The organism is Roseiflexus castenholzii DSM 13941, from assembly GCF_000017805.1.
GTDB classification, from domain to species: Bacteria; Chloroflexota; Chloroflexia; order Chloroflexales; family Roseiflexaceae; genus Roseiflexus; species Roseiflexus castenholzii.
Window position 1 is genome coordinate 2,895,160 of sequence record NC_009767.1, and the last position, 17,106, is coordinate 2,912,265.

The following is a 17,106-nucleotide window of genomic DNA, read 5'->3' on the forward strand; positions in this document are numbered from 1 at the left end:
AAAAGTGAGCGGCGGCAGTCCGGCGCTTGTAAGGCGGAGGGACACTTCCAGTGTCGAAGCCAGATGGAGTGCATCATAAGCGCGCAGAGGATGCTGTTCGAGAAGGTATTGCGCCCGGCGGAGCACATCACCCGTCATCGGCACAATCCGATAGCGGCGTCGACAGCAAGCCAGAAAATCATCGCGCACAGCGGCATAGACCGTCGGTAGCAACGTTCCTTCCCACCCGCCGATTCAGCGCACTGATCACTTCAATCATGCTCAAGCGCACTGTCTCAATTCGATTGCCTGCACGAGATGCGGTCAGATACCGGAACCATACTGAGCCTTGTGCCTGAATATGGCGCTTAACCAGAACACTGCTATCAGCGTAGAAAATCGCCACTAGAAACGCTCCTTACGATCCTCGATCACGATCTGCGAAAGCGGTGTGCCATCAGGAATGCGCCTCCATAGCGCATCGACTCGGGAATCTCTTCAGGCGTCTCCTGAAGTCCTGCAGCGAGCAGCAGCGCATCGAGCGTTGCACCATCAATGAGCGGGGTCCGAGCAGCGCCGGGTTTCGGCGAAGCAAGGAGTCCTTCAGATTGCAGTCGGGTAAACAGTGCCGCTAATGTGATGCTCTGCGTCGCTTCCGAAGGCGTTTCCAGAATTGTCAACAACCCGCGTTGCTTCCCGCTGACAACAATCGGCTCAAGCGGTTCGATCAGTCCATCGGCGTGCACAATGACTTCAATGGTTCGCGGCATGCTCTGATTCTCCTGATAATCATGGCGCTATGATAGCATAGCACAGGGGTGAGGAGGTGAACGAGCCATCTGCTGGCGGTCTTCCTGGTATGCCGCCAGTATTACCCATATAGCCCAAAAGTCATGGAGATCATCCCTGACCGATCCTGTACCTTGTAGGATGAATGGCGTTCCATTGTATCGCCGTCGTACAGGAGTGAACAAATGAAACATCTATCATCTCTGGTGCGTTGGCTGACTATTGTCGGCATCTGTTTCATCTGGACAGCGACACCGGTTCGCGCCGCCAGCGTGGTTGGCGACGGCACGCCGGCGAGTTGCACCGAAGCTGCGCTTCGTGCCGCTGTCGCCGGCGGCGGGTTGGTTACGTTCAACTGCGGTCCTCAACCCGTGACGATCACTCTCTCACGTCAATTGGAATTGCGCCAGAATACCGAGATCGATGGCGGCGGTCCGCAGCAAGGCGGCCGGGTGACGCTGAGCGGCGGCGGGCGCACCCGCATTATCTGGCTCTACGACGCAACGCTGACAATCCGCAATCTGACTCTGATTGATGGCCGGAGTGTTGAGGGTGGGGCGATTCGTTCCGCCGGTCTGAACTCACAGGTCTTTATCTACAACAGCATCTTTCGCAATAACGATAGCACTGCTGGTACTGATGAAGAAGGCGGTGGCGCCATTTCCATGCATTTTGGCAAACTCCACATTGAAGATAGCCTCTTCGAGCAGAATCGCGGCATCAATGGCGGCGCCATCTACAATTTGCGGTGTCCGATCACGGTCTTGCGTTCGACATTCCGTAACAACGATAGTTCAATTGGCGGGGTTGTGGCTAATTTCGGCTTCGGCGGCGCGATCTACAATGATGGCGCCGGTCAACAAGGCGCAGGCGGGCAGATTATTATCCGTGATAGTATTTTTGCCGGGAACAAAGCGCGCAATTTTGGCGGCGCAGTCTACTCATACCTCTACTACCCCGATCGCTCTGAAGTCGAGCGTAGTTTTTTTGCCGACAACATTGTCTATCTCAACAGTAATAATCGGGCAAGCGGCGGCGCTTTGATGCATCACAATGGTCCGCTCACCCTGCGCGACTCGACGTTTGTCAACAACCGTTCGGAAGATGCCGGCGGGGCGATTGTGATCGCGCAGAGCGTCTTCCATTCCGGCTGGAACCGCTCGACGCTGACCAATCTCACGGTGGTTGGTAATCGCGCCGATGCGCAAAACGCCGATAAAGGCGGCGGCGGCGGTCTCTATTTCAATGGCGGGCAGGCTACGGTCATAAATGTTACCGTTGCGTATAATTACGCCGATCGGCTCGGCGGCGGCATCTACAATACGTCCAGCAATGGCGCCGATGTCGAGTTGCGGAATGTGATCATCGCCGGTAATCGACTCGGGAGCGCCCACGACTCGGTGCAGTGTTTCGGCGCGTTTCGCGGCAGCCGCAATCTGCAAAGTCCCGAAGGCCGCGACTGCATAAGTGGTATCACGAGGACCGATCCGCGGCTCGAGGCGGCTGTCGCTGACCATGGCGGCCCGTTGCCAACCCTTGCGTTACTCGCCGGCAGCCCGGCAATCGATGCCGGCGCCGATTGTCCATCGTTCGATCAACGGGGAGCGGCGCGGGTAGGCGCGTGCGATCTGGGCGCATTTGAGTATGGTGGAACGGCGCCGGTCAACCGGCTCGATCCGCCAACCCTCGTTGGGCTGAGCAGTAAGAATGGCGGTCCCCTTGTGCACCTATCGTTCAATCCGGTCGCCGGCGCAGTGTGGTACGAAGCCGAAGCGCAGCGAGACGATGGCGCCACGTGGGTGCTCACGGTCGCCAACAACACCATCCTCCTTGATCGCGGGCGCTATGCCGTCCGTCTTCGCGCCTGCAATGACCTCGTATGTAGTGCGTTTGGCAATAGTGTAAGCGTTGAAGTGACCACTGCGCCGTTCACATCATTCGCGCCTCTCGTCGCCAGGTAGGGGAGGGGAGATTGGCAACATCAATTATCGATGCCCCCTTCACCTTGCTTGCGCCTTTGTTGAAGGTATGCTATTATCACATGTGTCATAAGAACCTCGACAAGTGAATACCATCGCGGTGACCCGCAGGCCCGGATGCCAGGGCATAAAGGTGGAAGCTGGTGCAAGTCCAGCGCTGTGCCGCAACTGTAACCGGCAATCGTTGCCGGAAGCCAGGACGCCTGCCGCGATGTTGATTGTGTTCGACCCTTCTCGAGCCAGGGAGGAGAACATGTTCTATGCCCCTTTCTCGCACGCAATGGGCAGGTCATGTCACCCCGGTTCTCGGAAGAGACCGGGGTGGTTTGTTGTTGGGCAGTGCAACCGGGAGCGATACGCTGCCGACGGCGTCCAGATAATCGGCGGCCGTTGGGCGGAGGTCCGGCGTGACTGTGAATGACGACGACCTGTGCCGTGAACTTGCGCTGTGCCAGGAGCGTCTGCTTCACATCGAGCATGAGATTGAACTGCTCGGCTGGCTGCCGACATCGTATGGCTGGAGCCTGGCGGATCGGTTGAGCCGCGAGTATGCCCGGCTGGAGTGGCTCTGTCGCCTGTTGAGCCGGCAGCGTTCGGATGCCCGCGCGTCGCGGGAGTGATGCAGCAGTCGGGTATTCCGCACCAAAGTCTCGTCGGGCGATCCATCTCTCGTGCACAGATATGGACGGATCACAACGGATTCTCGCAGATCAGGCTCTGCTCTCAGACTGGAGGAAAAGCATGCACCGATTGTCTCGCTGGATAACACTGTTACTGCTGGCAACCGCACTGATCGCGTGTGGTAGCCCGCAAACCGCAGCGCCGTCACCCACCAGTGTTCCGGCAGCGCCGACAAGCGCGCCAACTGCGGCGCCAACCGCTGTGCCTACGGTTGAGCCGACCATTGCGCCGACGGTCGCGGTTCGTGAAGTTCCGACCGCTAATCTGACCGAAGGGTGTGTCAGCGAGTACGACCCGGAGATCGACTACTTCCCGGAAAAAGTTTCGATCAGTGACTCGGTTGGCTGGACGATTGAGTATTTCAACAACTACAAAGTCATAACCGTGCTCAATCCGTGGCGCGATGCCGATGTGCAATTTCGCTATGTGCTGGTGCAGTGTGGCACACCGCCGCCAACCGATGTCGGCGATGCGCTCGTGATCGACGTGCCGGTCAAGCGTATTGTCGCCATGTCTACCACCCATCTGCCGCACCTCGACGAACTTGGCGTGCTCGACAGACTGGTTGGCGTTGATAGTTTTCTGTACATCAACAATTTTGCTGTGCGCAAAAAGATCGATGCGGGCGAACTGGTCGAAATCGGCGGAGGCGGTCAGGTGAATGTCGAGCAGGCGATCGATCTTCAGCCCGACCTGATTATGACCTACGGCGTTGGCAACCCGGAGTACGACGCGCATCCCAAACTGCTCGAAGCCGGGCTGAAGGTGGTGCTGAACAGTGAGTATATGGAAACCTCGCCTCTGGGGCGTGCCGAGTGGATCAAGTTCACGGCGGCGTTCTTCAACCGTGAAGCCAGGGCGACAGAGGTCTACGACCGGATTTCGAGCCGCTACAAAGAAATGGCAGCAAAAGCGCGCAATGTCACGAATAAACCGACCGTTTTCACCGGTGCACCGTTCCAGGGAACCTGGTTCGTGTCAGGGGGCCAAAGTTACGCTGCCCAACTGCTGGCGGATGCCGGGGCGATGTACCTCTGGGCGGACGACACATCGACCGGCAGCCTGCCGCTGAGTTTTGAGGAAGTCTTTGAGCGCGCCCGCGACGCCGACTTCTGGCTCAACCCCGGCATGTGGAAGAGCCTCGCCGATGGCAAGGCGGAAGACGAGCGTTTCACGCAGTTTGCCGCGTTCCAGAAGGGGAACGTGTTCAATAACAATAAGCGCCTCAACGAGAATGGTGGCAACGACTACTTCGAGAGCGGTCTGACCAACCCCGATGTTGTGCTGGCAGATCTGATCAAAATCTTCCATCCCGAATTGCTGCCGGACCACGAGTTGTACTTCTACCAGAAATTGGAGCCATAGGGGAGACCATGGACATGCCTCGTATGAACCCCTATGCGCGCCATATCTTTATCTGCACCGGGCGGTATTGCGATCCATCGGGGAAGGCGACGCACCTTTACACTCGCCTGGCGCGTCTGCTTGGACCACTGGGCGCCTACGAGCATCCCCGGCGGGTCAAACGAGGAACGTCGTCATGCCTGGGGGTGTGTTCCGGCGGTCCGATTGTGGTGGTCTACCCCGACGGAATCTGGTACCACCATGTGGACGAAGCGGTGCTCGAACGGATCGTGCGCGAGCATCTCGGGCAGAATCGCCCGGTGACGGAGCACATGTTTCATCGCTTGCAGGGCGAAGGTAACGGTCGCACATAGAGGCGCCCCCTGTGGGCGCCCCGATGGGACGATAACGTGCATAACACTGATGAGTTGCCTATGGCGGAAACAACTCCAACCAGCATCGAATCAACGGTAACCGCCTTCCCCTGGCCGCGGCTGGGACTGCGCCCCCTGGCGCTGGTCACAATGTTTGGCGTGCTGGTTGGCGCCTTTGTGCTCAGCCTGAGTTTCGGGTCGGTTCGCATCCCGCTGGAACAGGTGCTGATGATCCTGCTCGGTGGGGAGGCGGAGCGCGCAACGTGGAAGACGATCATCTTCGACTTTCGGCTTCCCAAGGCGCTCACTGCGACTCTGGCGGGGGCGGCCCTCGGCGTCAGCGGCTTGCAGATGCAGACCCTCTTTCGCAATCCGATGGCAGACCCCTTCGTGCTCGGCGTCAGTTCAGGCGCCAGCCTGGGAGTGGCGCTGGTAGTGTTGAGCGTTGGCGTGGCGAACACCACGCTGCTCACGGTTGCGGGCCTGCCGGGCAATATGAGCCTGGCTGCGGCGGCGAGCATTGGCGCGGGTGCGGTGCTCGTTCTGGCGCTCACCCTGGCGCAGCGGGTACAGAGCAGCGTCACGCTGCTCATTCTGGGGTTGATGATCGGCTATCTGACCAGCGCGGTTGTCAGCCTGCTGCTCTACTTCAGCATCGCCGAGCGTATTCAGGCGTATGTTGCGTGGAGTTTCGGCAGTTTTGGCGGGGTGACCTGGACGCAGATGCGCGTCCTGGCGCCTGCCATCAGCGCTGGCTTGCTGCTTGCCCTTGTGCTGGCCAAGGCGCTCAATGCGCTGCTGCTGGGCGAAGCCTATGCCCGCAGCATGGGGCTGAACATTCGTCGGACGCGGGTGGGCACTATCGCAAGCAGCGCCGTGCTCGCCGGAACGGTGACGGCATTTTGTGGTCCAATCGCCTTCCTGGGCATTGCCATTCCGCATCTCTGCCGGGCATTGTTGCGCAGCGCCGACCATCGTGTTCTCATCCCTGCCTGCGCCCTGGTCGGCGCTACTGCCGCCCTCCTGGCCGATCTGGCCGCTCAGGCTCCCGGCACGAGCGTGGTGCTGCCGTTGAACGCTATTATGGCGCTGATCGGTGCGCCAACCGTTGTCTGGATCATTCTGCGACGAGGCGTGAGCAGGGGGACGTTTGGTGTATGAGCACGACTGTCCTGGCAACCGAAGCCCTGAACATCGGTTATGCGCCCCGGCATGGGCAGCGGCGGGTGGTTGCCAACGACCTGAACCTGACGTTGCATGCCGGGGAGGTGGTGTGCCTGCTGGGACCCAACGGTGTAGGCAAATCGACGCTGCTGCGCACGCTGGTCGGTATGCAGCCGCCCCTTGGCGGGCGTGTGTTGCTCGATGGCGCCGACATTGCCGCTCTCAGTCCGCGCGAGATTGCCCGCCGCCTCAGCGTCGTGCTGACCGAGCGCGTCGAAGTGGGGCAACTCACCGCGTATGCGCTGGTCGCGCTGGGGCGTCATCCGCACACCGACTGGACCGGTCGGTTGACGCCGCATGATGAAGATGTGGTCCGCCGGGCGCTGGAAGCGGTAGACGCGGTGAACCTGGCGGCGCGGCTCGTGTATGAACTGAGCGACGGCGAGCGTCAGCGCGTGATGGTGGCGCGTGCGCTGGCGCAGGAGCCGCTGGTGATGGCGCTCGATGAACCGACTGCTTTCCTCGACCTGCCCCGTCGGGTAGAAATGATGCGCCTGTTGCGTCGTCTGGCGCGTGAGATGAATCGGGCGATACTCCTCTCGACGCACGATCTCGATCTGGCGCTGCGCACTGCCGATACGCTCTGGCTGCTGGCGCCAGGGGGGGTGATGCACGTTGGCGCACCGGAAGACCTTGTGCTCAACGGCGCCTTCGAGGCGACATTCGCAAGTGAGGGAATGACGTTCGACCGCCGCGAGGGACACTTCCGCATCCATCCGCCCGCCTATCGTCGCGTTGCGCTGGAGGGCAACGGGATAGTGCGTGCGTGGACCGTCCGCGCCCTGGAGCGCGCTGGCTGCCTGGTGGTCGGCGGCGACGAATCGGCGCCGCTGCGCGTCGTCATTGGTGGCGACGACCGGCGACCGTGCTGGGACGTACATGCCAATGGCGCCGAGCCGCAGCGAGCAGGGTCGCTGCGTGAGGTAGCGGCGCTGGTGCAGCAGAGCCAGGCACACAGATGACTGAAATCAAGCGCGACGGTCAATGGCGGAATCTATGGGTTGCAGCACGACCTTGATCTGTGTCTGCTCTCCTGCAACGAAGATTTCTTCGATGAAGCAGGCGTTCCCTGGCCAGACGAAAAAGGGTGTGAGAAGAAAAAGGAAACCCTGTATGACACCTGCACTCGAACCACGGATTGTCGAAGAACCCGGAAACGGAACACTCGAAATCTTTCCCCTCGAACCAAAGGAGGAGACCCTGGTTGCGCTGATGACCGAGTTCTTCCGCGATCACTGGGACAAAATCCATTTCGGACCGCTCATTCAGGGGTCGGTCTTCGAGATCAAGGTGACGGAACCGCCAACAAAAATCGGCATGCTCGATGGCTACCTGACCGTTGATTTTGGTGTATGGCACTTTCACATCTGTATCGGCGAGCACAAGGGCAGCAAAAATAAGCCGGTCGATCCTGATCTGGCGCATCACCGCCGCACATCACGCGCCGAGTTCTACCGCCGCCTCAACCCTGACGGTACCGTCGGCAGTTGGGGGTTTCGCATGTTCAATGGCAAAGATGAAAACCAGATTTCCATTTTCCTGCCCAACCCCTTTCTGTCAGACGATATGCGCTTTCTCAAGCACCCTGATTGGTCGCGCCTTGCGCTGTGGGACGATCTGCGGCAGCGTTATCTGGGTCTGCCACCCGATCCAAAAGACCGGAGCGGCAAGACGATGTTTCACGGTTGATTCTCCTGTGTAATGGCATGCCCTTTTGCGGGGAGAATAGGCGGCTTATTTTCACTGAAAGTGGCAATGGAGTCGAGAGACTACTACCAATGACGATTGAAGATGCCGCATGCGTGTCATGCCGAGCGCAGCGCGGAATCTGAGCGGGTCGCGCACGACCCCTCGCGCTGCTCTGGGTGACCATGCCGGATGGTCACAGGTCATTGGTGTACGTCTCACCTCTCCTCCCGCCCCACGACAAACGCATATCTGTCCGCCTCTCATCGTTCTGTGCGGCGTATCGACCGTTGTTCATCAGACTCATCCCGCCTATGCCGCGTTTGGTGCGCAGCCTTCGCTCTTGCTTTTAAAACAGGCGCGCAGCGCAGCCATATCGCGCCGTGGAAATCCATCCCCCATTACGAACCATCCTCGTAGGAGAGACCAGCACTGGTTCAATCTCCGGTTGATTGCGCTGTCGGTGCTCAGTTCTCAGTTTCCGGTTCTTGTTGCCGCGTGCTATGCCGTCTGCTATACTAAACTGAACGGAAACGTGCGCGACAGAGAGATATTGTCTCTAGCGCGTGTCATGCCGGGAACCGTGCCTATGGCATTGATCACCCTTAATGTCAACGGTGAACGCAAAACGTACCCGATAGAGGCGCAGGGGTTGCGCATCGGGCGGGCCCTCGAGAACGATATTGTGCTCAATCATGCGACCGTCTCGCGTCATCATGCCGAGATTACCTTGAGCGGGCGCGATGTTTGGGTGCGCGATACCAACAGTCGCAATGGCGTCTTCGTCAATCGGTTGCGCATTCGGGAAGAGCAACTGCGTGACGGCGACATTGTTCAGATCGGTCCGTTCGAGTTGCACTTCGAGGAGCGCGCAGCCCAGAACGTCGTGCTTGACGACAGCCGTTACTTTCCGGTGGCCGCCGAGGCGCGCGGTGTTGTGACCGGCGATGTGCCCGAACTGGCAATCGATCTGCGCGAGTTCTTCCGCGTCTCCCGGCGTTTGAGCCTGATCATTTCATTGAATGAATTGCTCGACGCGGTGATTGAAGAGGTGTTGCGCCTGATTCCAGCGCAACGCGCGTTACTCCTCCTGAAACGCGATAATGAACTGGTGCCGCGCGTGATCTATCCGCCCTCACAGCAGGAAGTGGTCATCAGTTCGACCATCGCGCGCAAAGCGCTCGAGGCGGGTGAAGTGGTGCTGACGCGCGACGCGCGCATCGAAATTGGCGGCACCGAGAGTATTATCAGCGCCAATATCCGCTCGGCGCTCTGCGCACCGCTGCTTGTTGAGCACGGTTCGATCGGACTGATCTACCTCGACTCGCCGGGACGCGACCGGTTTGGTCTGCGTGAGCGCGACTTGCTGGCTGCGCTGGCAAGTCAGGCGGCGATCACGATTGAACGCGCCCGGCTGACCGAAGAATTGCGGAAGCAGGAGGCAAGCCGCCAGTTGTTTGAACGCTTCGTCTCTCCCAGTGTCGCGCGGGATGTGGCCAGTTACTTTTCGGAGCATGGCCGCCTGCGTGAGCCACAGGAATTGATCGTCACTGTCCTGTTCGCCGATGTGAAAGGATTCTCGTCGCTTTCCGAGCGCCTCTCGCCGCGTGAGGTGCAGGATTTGCTCAACGAGTATCTCCACGAGATGACTGAGGTGATTTTCCAGCATAACGGCACGCTCGACAAGTATATCGGCGATGGTATTATGGCGATCTTCGGCGCGCCGCAGGTGAACGAACGGCAGGATTATCGTGCAACCGCCATCGAAGCAGTCGATGCGGCGCTCGATATGATCGAAGCCCATCGCCGCCTGATCGAAAAACTCGAGCCGTCCAAGGCGTTCGATTTTCGCATCGGTATCAACACCGGTCCGGTGTATGCCGGGTTCTTCGGAACGCGGCAGCGCCTGGAGTATACTGTGATAGGGGACACGGTCAATACGGCATCGCGTCTCGAGAGTCGCGCCGACCTGAACTCGGTGCTGATCTCCGAGGCGACGCGCAATGCCATCGGCGATGCGTTCATTGTGCAGGAAATGGGCGATTACCAGTTGAAAGGCAAAGCCCAGCTGGTCCATACCTATAAGGTGATCGGGCGCGCCTTTCAACGTCGTCCACGCGCGACAGGTGTCTTCCACACACCCTGAAGCATCCCGATGGATGGTCATAGATGATGAGGGTTCGTATGCCCGTTGTGGTTGGCATTCGATTCAAGGACTCCGGCAAAACATACTATTTCGATCCGAATGGTCTGGAATCTTTGGCGCAGGGCGATTATGTGATCGTCGAGACGGTGCGCGGACCGGAAATGGCCAAGGTCGCCCACCCGCCGCGTCTGGTCGATCCGGAAGTGATTGTCGGTGAACTGAAGCCGGTGCTGCGTCGCGCTGAACTGGCTGACTTCGAGCGCCTGCGCCAGTTGAACAGTCGCCAGGATGAAGTACTCGCCCGTTGCGCTGAAAAGGTACAGGAGCACGGCTTGCCTATGCGCCTGGTGAAGGCGGAGTATTCGTTCGATGGCTCGCGGCTGACGTTCTACTTCACCGCCGAAAAACGGGTGGACTTCCGCGCTCTTGTGCGCGATCTGGCGCGCACCTTCCGCACGCGCATCGAACTGCGCCAGATTGGTCCGCGTGATGAGGCGAAACTCCTTGGCGGGATCGGTCCATGCGGTCGCCTGCTCTGCTGCGCGACATTCCTTCCCGATTATGCGCGGGTCTCGATCAAGATGGCAAAAGACCAGGACCTGCCGCTCAATCCGACCAAGATCAGCGGCGTATGCGGTCGCCTGCTCTGCTGCCTTTCGTATGAACATGAACAGTATGTGGCGGTCAAGAGCCGGATGCCGCGCAAAGGCGCATGGGTGCAGACGCCCGACGGTCCGGGGGAGGTGGTCGGGGTCAATGTTCTGCGCGAGACGGTCATCGTTGCGCTTGCCAGCACCGGTTTGCAGGAGGAGTTCTTGCCGGCGCACATCCAGGAAGCGACCCGCCACGTCGGTGATGTGGCGCGCAGCCGCAACGCCGAGGGGATTACGCCAGCCGCCAGAATGCGCGCCGAACGCCAGGAGCGTCGTGCCGACCAGGGACGTCCGAGCGAAAAACGGTTGCTGCGCGACTCGATCAACAATCCTGATGTTCTCGAGGCGCTGGCGTGGCTCGAAGAAGGCGTTGAGGATGCGCCGCTCGACTTGCTTGATGAGGAAGCGCTCAATCTGATCTCCGACGATCAACCAGCCCCGCGTTCCTCATCGGGTCGACCAACCGCTGAGCAGCACGCGAAGCGACCGCCTGATCGCGCGGATGATCTTGCCGCATTCCTCAGCCAAGAAACGCCCCAATCACCCGATCCATCGAAGCCTGCATCGCCGCAGCGCCCACGGCGACGACGGCGGCGCAATACCTGATGTCCGAGGAGCACTCCATGTATCGAGTCGGTATCATTGGCGCCGGTAGACCCTGGCGTTCCACCGGTGCGACCGGATTTGGCATGGCGCATATGCACGCTGAGGGGTACCGTGCATCGTCTGATGCCTGCCTGGTCGCAGTGGCAGACCTTAGTCTCGACAATGCGCGCGCATTTCAGCAACGACACAGTGTTGGCGCCGTGTATCAGGATTACCGCGCCATGCTGGCGCAGGAACGTCTCGACATTGTCAGCATCTGCACCTGGCCCCACCTGCATGCCGAAATGGTCATCGCCTGCGCCGAATCTGGTGTGCGCGCCGTTCATTGCGAAAAGCCGATGGCGCCGACCTTTGGCGAAGCGAAGCGTATGATCGTTGCGTGCGAAGCCAGCGGTACACAACTGACCTTCAACCATCAGCGGCGCTTCGGAGAGCCGTTTCGAGCGGCGCGTCATCTGGTGCGCGCCGGCGCTATCGGAATGCTGCGCCGGATGGAAGCGACCTGCAACGATCTGTTCGATTGGGGGACGCATTGGTTCGACATGCTCTTTTTCTTCAACGATGAAACGCCGGTTGAGTGGGTGATCGGTCAGATCGATACACGCGACTCCCGAACGATCTTCGGCGTCACGGTCGAAGGGCAGGGGGTCAGTCAGTTCCGGTTTCACAATGGGGTGATCGGGATGGTGTTGACCGGCGCAAGTGCGCCCGATTCGCTCATCATCAGGCTGTATGGTGATCGTGGCATGATCGAGATCGGTGGAAGCGATCAGGCGCCGTTGCGCCTCTGGAATGAACGTGCGCCTGGCTGGCAGACGATCGATGTGAGCGAAGGGTTGCACGATGCCATCTGTCATACCCGCGCCATCCGCGATCTGATCGACGCGCTGAGCGCCGGACGCGAGCCGGAACTTTCAGCGCGCCGCGCCTTGCGCGCCACCGAAGTGATCTTTGCCTCCTACGAGTCGAGCCGTCGTCGCGGGCGCGTTGATCTGCCGCTGACCATCGATGACTCGCCGCTTGCCGCAATGATGGCGCTTGATGGGAGCGCAACCGAAAGGACATGATCCGTGTATGCGCAACGAGTTGTCCCCGGCATGCGTGTCCGGCTCCACGATATCGATCCCGACGCCAACGGGGGATTGAACAAAGACGAAGGGCGGGCGCGCTTTGCGGAACTCAATGCTGAACTCGACGTGATGCAGGAGGAGTTGTACGCGGCTGGCATCCACGCACTGCTCCTCATTCTCCAGGGTATGGATACGGCGGGCAAGGACGGTGCGATCCGCAATGTGATGCTTAATCTCAATCCACAGGGTTGCCGTGTCGAGTCGTTCAAAGTTCCAACTGAAGAGGAACTGGCGCACGACTTTCTCTGGCGGGTGCACAGGGTCGTGCCGCGCAAAGGCATGGTTGGCGTCTTCAACCGCTCACACTATGAAGATGTGCTGGTGGTGCGCGTCCACTCGCTTGTTCCCGAATCGGTCTGGCGGGCGCGCTACGATCAGATCAATGCCTTCGAGCGCCTGCTTGCTGATACGGGGACGATTATCGTCAAATGTTTTCTGCACATAAGCAAAGAGGAGCAGGAACAGCGACTGCTAGCGCGTGAGAGGGACGTCTCAAAAGCCTGGAAACTGTCGGCTGGCGACTGGCGTGAACGCGCGTTTTGGGACGACTATATGGCGGCGTATGAAGAGGCGTTGACCCGTTGCAGCACCGATTATGCGCCATGGTACATCATCCCGGCGAACCGTAAATGGTACCGCGACCTGGCGATCAGCGAGGCGCTGGTCGAAACGCTGCGTCCCTACCGCGACGACTGGCGCCGCGCACTGGATGCGATGAGTCGCGCGCGGCGCGCCGAACTGGAGGCGTTTCGTGCCGAACAGCACGCGATGGAGGGACGCCCGCAGGGTGCTGGAGGCGTTTCACGCCGATGAAGGCGATGCCTGTCCGGATGCGCGCCGGGCGGATGCGGGAACAAAGAGTGCAGAAATCAGACTTCGATGGTCTTACGACTCAGCACGCCATGAACAGTACCGTAACCGACGAGCCATCCGTGCCACTGGCGCTGGCATCCGCGTCGCCGCGACGACGCGAGTTGCTGGCGTACCTGGGCGTTCCATTTCGGATCATCGCCACCGATGCCGAAGAGCACGATCATTTGCCGCCGCCGGCGATCGTCGCGGCGCTGCCGCCACTGGCATTACCATTGTTCGACCATCCGACGCTGCGCGCCTGGCGCAAAGCGCACGCCGCTTGCGCATCCGCGCCCGATAGTGTTATCATCGGCGCCGATACGATTGTGGCGCTGGAAGGGGATGTGTTGAACAAGCCCGTCGATCCCGACGATGCGCGCCGGATGCTGCGTCGTCTTTCGGGAAAGACCCATACGGTGTATACTGGTCTGGCAGTCATCGACGCCCGGCGCACCGATGCGCTGCCGCTCTTTGATCTCGTCGCCAGTCAGGTGACCATCGATACGCTGAGCGATGCCGACATTGCTGCTTATGTCGCCACCGGCGAGCCGCTCGACAAAGCCGGCGCCTACGGTATTCAGGATTTGGGGGGACGGTTGGTGCGTTCAGTGGTCGGCAGTTATACCTGTGTCGTCGGGCTGCCGCTGGTTGCGACCTGGCGCCTCCTTCGCGCGGCTGGAATGACCGGCTTGCGTGATCCGGCGGAGGGCTACCGGCGCTGGCTGCGCGATCGGGGAAAGGAGATACCGCCGTGTCCGCCAACCCTGCCGTGAAACTGCTGATCGTCGACGATCATCCGCTCTTTCGTCAGGGCGTGCGCGCGGCGCTCTCTATCTGCCGTGACATTGTTGTGGTCGGCGAAGCGTCATCCGGGGAAGATGCGCTGGAGTGGATGAATGCCGCTCCGCCGAACCTGGAACCCAATGCAGTGGTGGTCGATCTGAACCTGCCGGGGATGAATGGGCTGGAACTCACCCGCCAGTTGCGCCTTAACTATCCTGGCGTCGGCATCGTTGTGCTCAGTGTGTACGAAAGTGATGAGCAGGCATTCAATGCGCTACGCGCCGGCGCGTCGGCATATCGCTCGAAGGATGTGCATCCCGATGAGTTGGCGGACGTGCTCCGCCGTGTTGCGCGCGGCGAGTATGTGATCAACGATGTGGTGCTCGATGATCCGAAAGTCGCCGGGCGGGTGCTGTCGCAGTTTCGCAACCTTCCGCAGGATGTGACCAGCCTGCAAGAGATGGAGTTCCCGCTCTTTACTCCGTTGAGCGACCGCGAGATCGAAGTGCTCGAACGGATCGCCGCCGGCGGCAGCAATCGGGAGATCGCCGAAGCGCTGCACATCAGCACGCAGACGGTGAAAAACCATATTTCATCGATCCTGCGCAAACTCTCGCTGAATGATCGAACGCAGGCAGTGCTCTACGCACTGCGTCGCGGTTGGATCGAAGCGCCAGGCGCGATCCGCAGCGAACCGCCATCATCCGATGTTGAGGATGATGAGGATGAGTGATCGAACCGTTGTTCCACCATATGCGCCATCGTTGACCGATGAACGCGAGACGCTGCCGCAGGAGGCGCGTGCGCTGATTGTGCTGAACCCCTTTGCGGGGCAGGCTGCTGCGTTGCGGCAGAATGTTGCAGCGGCGCGCGATGTCTGGCTGGCGCACGGCTGGACGGTCGATGTCGAAACGACTCGCCTTGCTGGTGACGGCGCACGCCTGGCGCGCGAAGCGGCGCTGCACGGGTATGATGTCGTGGTGGCAGCCGGCGGTGATGGCACGATTAATGAGGTGGTCAACGGTCTGGCGGGAACGCGCGCGGCGCTGGCGGCATTGCCGGTCGGCACGGTTAATGTCTGGGTGCGTGAATTAGGGCTGCCGCTCGAACCGCGCGCCGCTGCCGAGGCGTTGCTCCAGGCGCGACGGCGACGTATCGATCTTGGGCGCGCCGGGGATCGCTACTTTCTGCTCATGGCGGGAATCGGCTTCGATGCTGCGGTTGTGAATGAAGTGCGCAGCGAAGAAAAGCGGCGCCTGGGAGCGCTGGCGTATGTGGTGCGCGCCTTCGACCTTGCGTTGCGCTATCGAGGACGACGCGCGCGCATTACGCTCGATGGGCGGGTCATTCGTGGGCGGGTGCTGCTGGTAGTGATTGGCAATAGCCAGTTGTATGGCGGCGTCTTCAAGATCACGGCGCGCGCCTGCATCGACGACGGGTTGCTCGATGTGTGCATTATCAAAGGCGATAGCCTGGCGGAAGCGCCGCTGCGCCTGCTCTCCATCCTGCGCCAACGCTACAATCTCGATCCGCGCATCGAATATCATCGCGCGCGCACCATCCGCATCGCTACCCGCGGCGCTCTGCCGGTGCAGGTCGATGGCGATCAGTCCGGTTTTACACCGATGACGTTTACCGTCGCGCCGGGAGCGCTCTATGCGCTGCTGCCGCATACGCCGCCGGCCGACGATCTGCTGCGCGCCGCGCCGCCCCGTCGGCGTCGGGTGTGGCAGCGCATGATTGGCTGGATGGTTCGACGCGCTGTGTTGCCCGATGAGGCGGGGCGGCGCGGCGCGCCGGCCGCTTCCCATCAGGTGTGACGATGCGTTGCGTTCTGATCGGTCTCTGCGTTGTGTTCCTGATTGCCTGTGCGTCCCCTGCGCCTGATGCCACGCCAACCTCTGTGGCGCCGGCGCCGGTCGCGCCGCCGTTTGCACCACCCGGTGTTTCCCAACCGACGATGATTGCCGCCGGTGCGCGGCTGCCTGGTCGCCTGCTCTTCGCGCGCGACGGGAATGTCTGGCTGTGGCAGGATCAGGCTGGTCGCCTGTTGACCGGCGCCGGTGCAGCGTCGCATCCCGCCTGGTCGCCCGATGGCGCGCGCATCGTCTTCGTGCAGCGCGACCAGAGTTTTAGCGATTTGATGGCGCTGCCGCTGGACGGCGGCGCGCCGCTGCGTCTGACCGATAACGGCTCCAACCAACCACGCAATAGTTTCGAGCGCATCCGTGAGAGTATCTGGGCATTTTATCCCTCGTTTGCGCCCGATGGCCAGACGATTGCCTTTGCGTCGCAATACGCCCCACCCTCCGGTGCGCCGGCGGCGGAGTACCACCTGGCGCTGTTCAGCATGCCGGCGCAGGCCGGTGGGGCGCGCCGGTTGATCTATGCCGACGATGCAGGGCACGTCGGGCGGGTCACGCATGCTCCCGACGGGTCGGCGATTGTGTTTGTGCTCGAACCGGCAACGACCGGTGGCGTATCGCAGATTCTGCGCTACGACCGCGCAACCGGCGCCGTGACCCCGCAGCCCGGCATCCCGCCGCAGAGTTACGATCCGGCGTTCTCACCCGATGGACGCTGGCTGGCGTTTGCCGGGCGTGATGGTGACCGCACCGACATTTTTGCGATACCGACAGCTGGCGGAACCATTGTGCGTCTGACAAGCATCGGTACGGCGCGCGCCCCCGCATTCTCGCCCGATGGACGGATGATCGCGTTCCTGGCGGTTGCACCCGCTGAGATCGGCTTCGATCTGTGGGTTGCAGACCTCCGCATGATCGGTGATAGCCTGCAAGCGTCCACGCCGCGACAGGTCAGCATCGGATTGCGCGCCGACGCCGACTCCGGTTTGAGTTGGGGGAAGTAGTGCGCATCCTC

16 protein-coding genes and 1 riboswitch are annotated in these 17,106 nt (G+C 60.8%); of the genes, 15 read left to right on the plus strand and 1 reads right to left on the minus strand.

The genetic code is table 11. The features are described 5' to 3' along the window. Positions 1 to 410: 410 nt before the first annotated feature. Positions 411 to 749, minus strand: coding sequence for a hypothetical protein (locus RCAS_RS11590; protein ID WP_012120752.1), 339 nt, complete (start codon positions 747 to 749; stop codon positions 411 to 413). A gap of 204 nt (positions 750 to 953) precedes the next feature. Here RCAS_RS11590 and RCAS_RS11595 point away from each other — a divergent pair, with 204 nt between their 5' ends. The 15 genes from RCAS_RS11595 (at position 954) to RCAS_RS11665 (ending at position 17,095) form a co-directional block, all read left to right on the plus strand. Continuing rightward, the gene (locus tag RCAS_RS11595; RefSeq protein WP_012120753.1) at positions 954 to 2,729 is read left to right on the plus strand and encodes a choice-of-anchor Q domain-containing protein; all 1,776 of its coding nucleotides are present in this window, start codon (positions 954 to 956) and stop codon (positions 2,727 to 2,729) included. A 99-nt stretch (positions 2,730 to 2,828) separates the two neighbouring features. Continuing rightward, positions 2,829 to 2,972: riboswitch (cobalamin riboswitch) on the plus strand. Between the two features lie 182 nt (positions 2,973 to 3,154). Continuing rightward, positions 3,155 to 3,367, plus strand: a complete 213-nt coding sequence (locus tag RCAS_RS11600) for a hypothetical protein (RefSeq protein WP_012120754.1) — start codon at positions 3,155 to 3,157, stop codon at positions 3,365 to 3,367. Positions 3,368 to 3,488: 121 nt separating this feature from the next. After that, on the plus strand, positions 3,489 to 4,793 hold the full coding sequence (locus tag RCAS_RS11605) for an ABC transporter substrate-binding protein (RefSeq protein WP_012120755.1): 1,305 nt from the start codon (positions 3,489 to 3,491) through the stop codon (positions 4,791 to 4,793). 14 nt (positions 4,794 to 4,807) lie between these two features. After that, positions 4,808 to 5,146 carry a (2Fe-2S) ferredoxin domain-containing protein gene (locus RCAS_RS11610; RefSeq protein WP_012120756.1) on the plus strand — a complete coding sequence of 113 codons (339 nt, stop codon included), beginning with the start codon at positions 4,808 to 4,810 and terminating at the stop codon, positions 5,144 to 5,146. 60 nt (positions 5,147 to 5,206) lie between these two features. Then, complete coding sequence (locus RCAS_RS11615) at positions 5,207 to 6,307, plus strand: iron ABC transporter permease (protein ID WP_041330669.1); 1,101 nt, start codon at positions 5,207 to 5,209, stop codon at positions 6,305 to 6,307. Further along, complete coding sequence (locus tag RCAS_RS11620) at positions 6,304 to 7,332, plus strand: ABC transporter ATP-binding protein (protein WP_012120758.1); 1,029 nt, start codon at positions 6,304 to 6,306, stop codon at positions 7,330 to 7,332. The genes RCAS_RS11615 and RCAS_RS11620 overlap by 4 nt, the downstream gene beginning before the upstream one ends. 151 nt (positions 7,333 to 7,483) lie before the next feature. Further along, positions 7,484 to 8,059 (plus strand): DUF7676 family protein, encoded by a 576-nt coding sequence (locus tag RCAS_RS11625; protein ID WP_012120759.1) that lies wholly within the window; start codon positions 7,484 to 7,486, stop codon positions 8,057 to 8,059. 586 nt (positions 8,060 to 8,645) lie between these two features. Further along, complete coding sequence (locus RCAS_RS11630) at positions 8,646 to 10,202, plus strand: adenylate/guanylate cyclase domain-containing protein (protein ID WP_012120760.1); 1,557 nt, start codon at positions 8,646 to 8,648, stop codon at positions 10,200 to 10,202. Between the two features lie 38 nt (positions 10,203 to 10,240). Further along, positions 10,241 to 11,461: a PSP1 domain-containing protein gene (locus RCAS_RS11635; protein WP_012120761.1), complete on the plus strand. Its 1,221-nt coding sequence runs from the start codon at positions 10,241 to 10,243 to the stop codon at positions 11,459 to 11,461. A gap of 17 nt (positions 11,462 to 11,478) precedes the next feature. Continuing rightward, the gene (locus RCAS_RS11640) at positions 11,479 to 12,528 is read left to right on the plus strand and encodes a Gfo/Idh/MocA family protein (RefSeq protein ID WP_012120762.1); all 1,050 of its coding nucleotides are present in this window, start codon (positions 11,479 to 11,481) and stop codon (positions 12,526 to 12,528) included. Between the two features lie 3 nt (positions 12,529 to 12,531). Continuing rightward, positions 12,532 to 13,404: a polyphosphate kinase 2 family protein gene (locus tag RCAS_RS11645; RefSeq protein ID WP_012120763.1), complete on the plus strand. Its 873-nt coding sequence runs from the start codon at positions 12,532 to 12,534 to the stop codon at positions 13,402 to 13,404. 89 nt (positions 13,405 to 13,493) lie between these two features. Then, positions 13,494 to 14,216 carry a Maf family protein gene (locus RCAS_RS11650; protein ID WP_041331968.1) on the plus strand — a complete coding sequence of 241 codons (723 nt, stop codon included), beginning with the start codon at positions 13,494 to 13,496 and terminating at the stop codon, positions 14,214 to 14,216. Further along, positions 14,195 to 14,959: a response regulator gene (locus RCAS_RS11655; protein WP_012120765.1), complete on the plus strand. Its 765-nt coding sequence runs from the start codon at positions 14,195 to 14,197 to the stop codon at positions 14,957 to 14,959. Before RCAS_RS11650 ends, RCAS_RS11655 begins: the two co-directional genes overlap by 22 nt. Then, positions 14,952 to 16,046: a diacylglycerol/lipid kinase family protein gene (locus RCAS_RS11660; RefSeq protein WP_012120766.1), complete on the plus strand. Its 1,095-nt coding sequence runs from the start codon at positions 14,952 to 14,954 to the stop codon at positions 16,044 to 16,046. Before RCAS_RS11655 ends, RCAS_RS11660 begins: the two co-directional genes overlap by 8 nt. Before the next feature lie 2 nt (positions 16,047 to 16,048). Continuing rightward, positions 16,049 to 17,095 (plus strand): TolB-like translocation protein, encoded by a 1,047-nt coding sequence (locus RCAS_RS11665; protein ID WP_012120767.1) that lies wholly within the window; start codon positions 16,049 to 16,051, stop codon positions 17,093 to 17,095. The last annotated feature ends 11 nt before the right edge of the window (positions 17,096 to 17,106 follow it).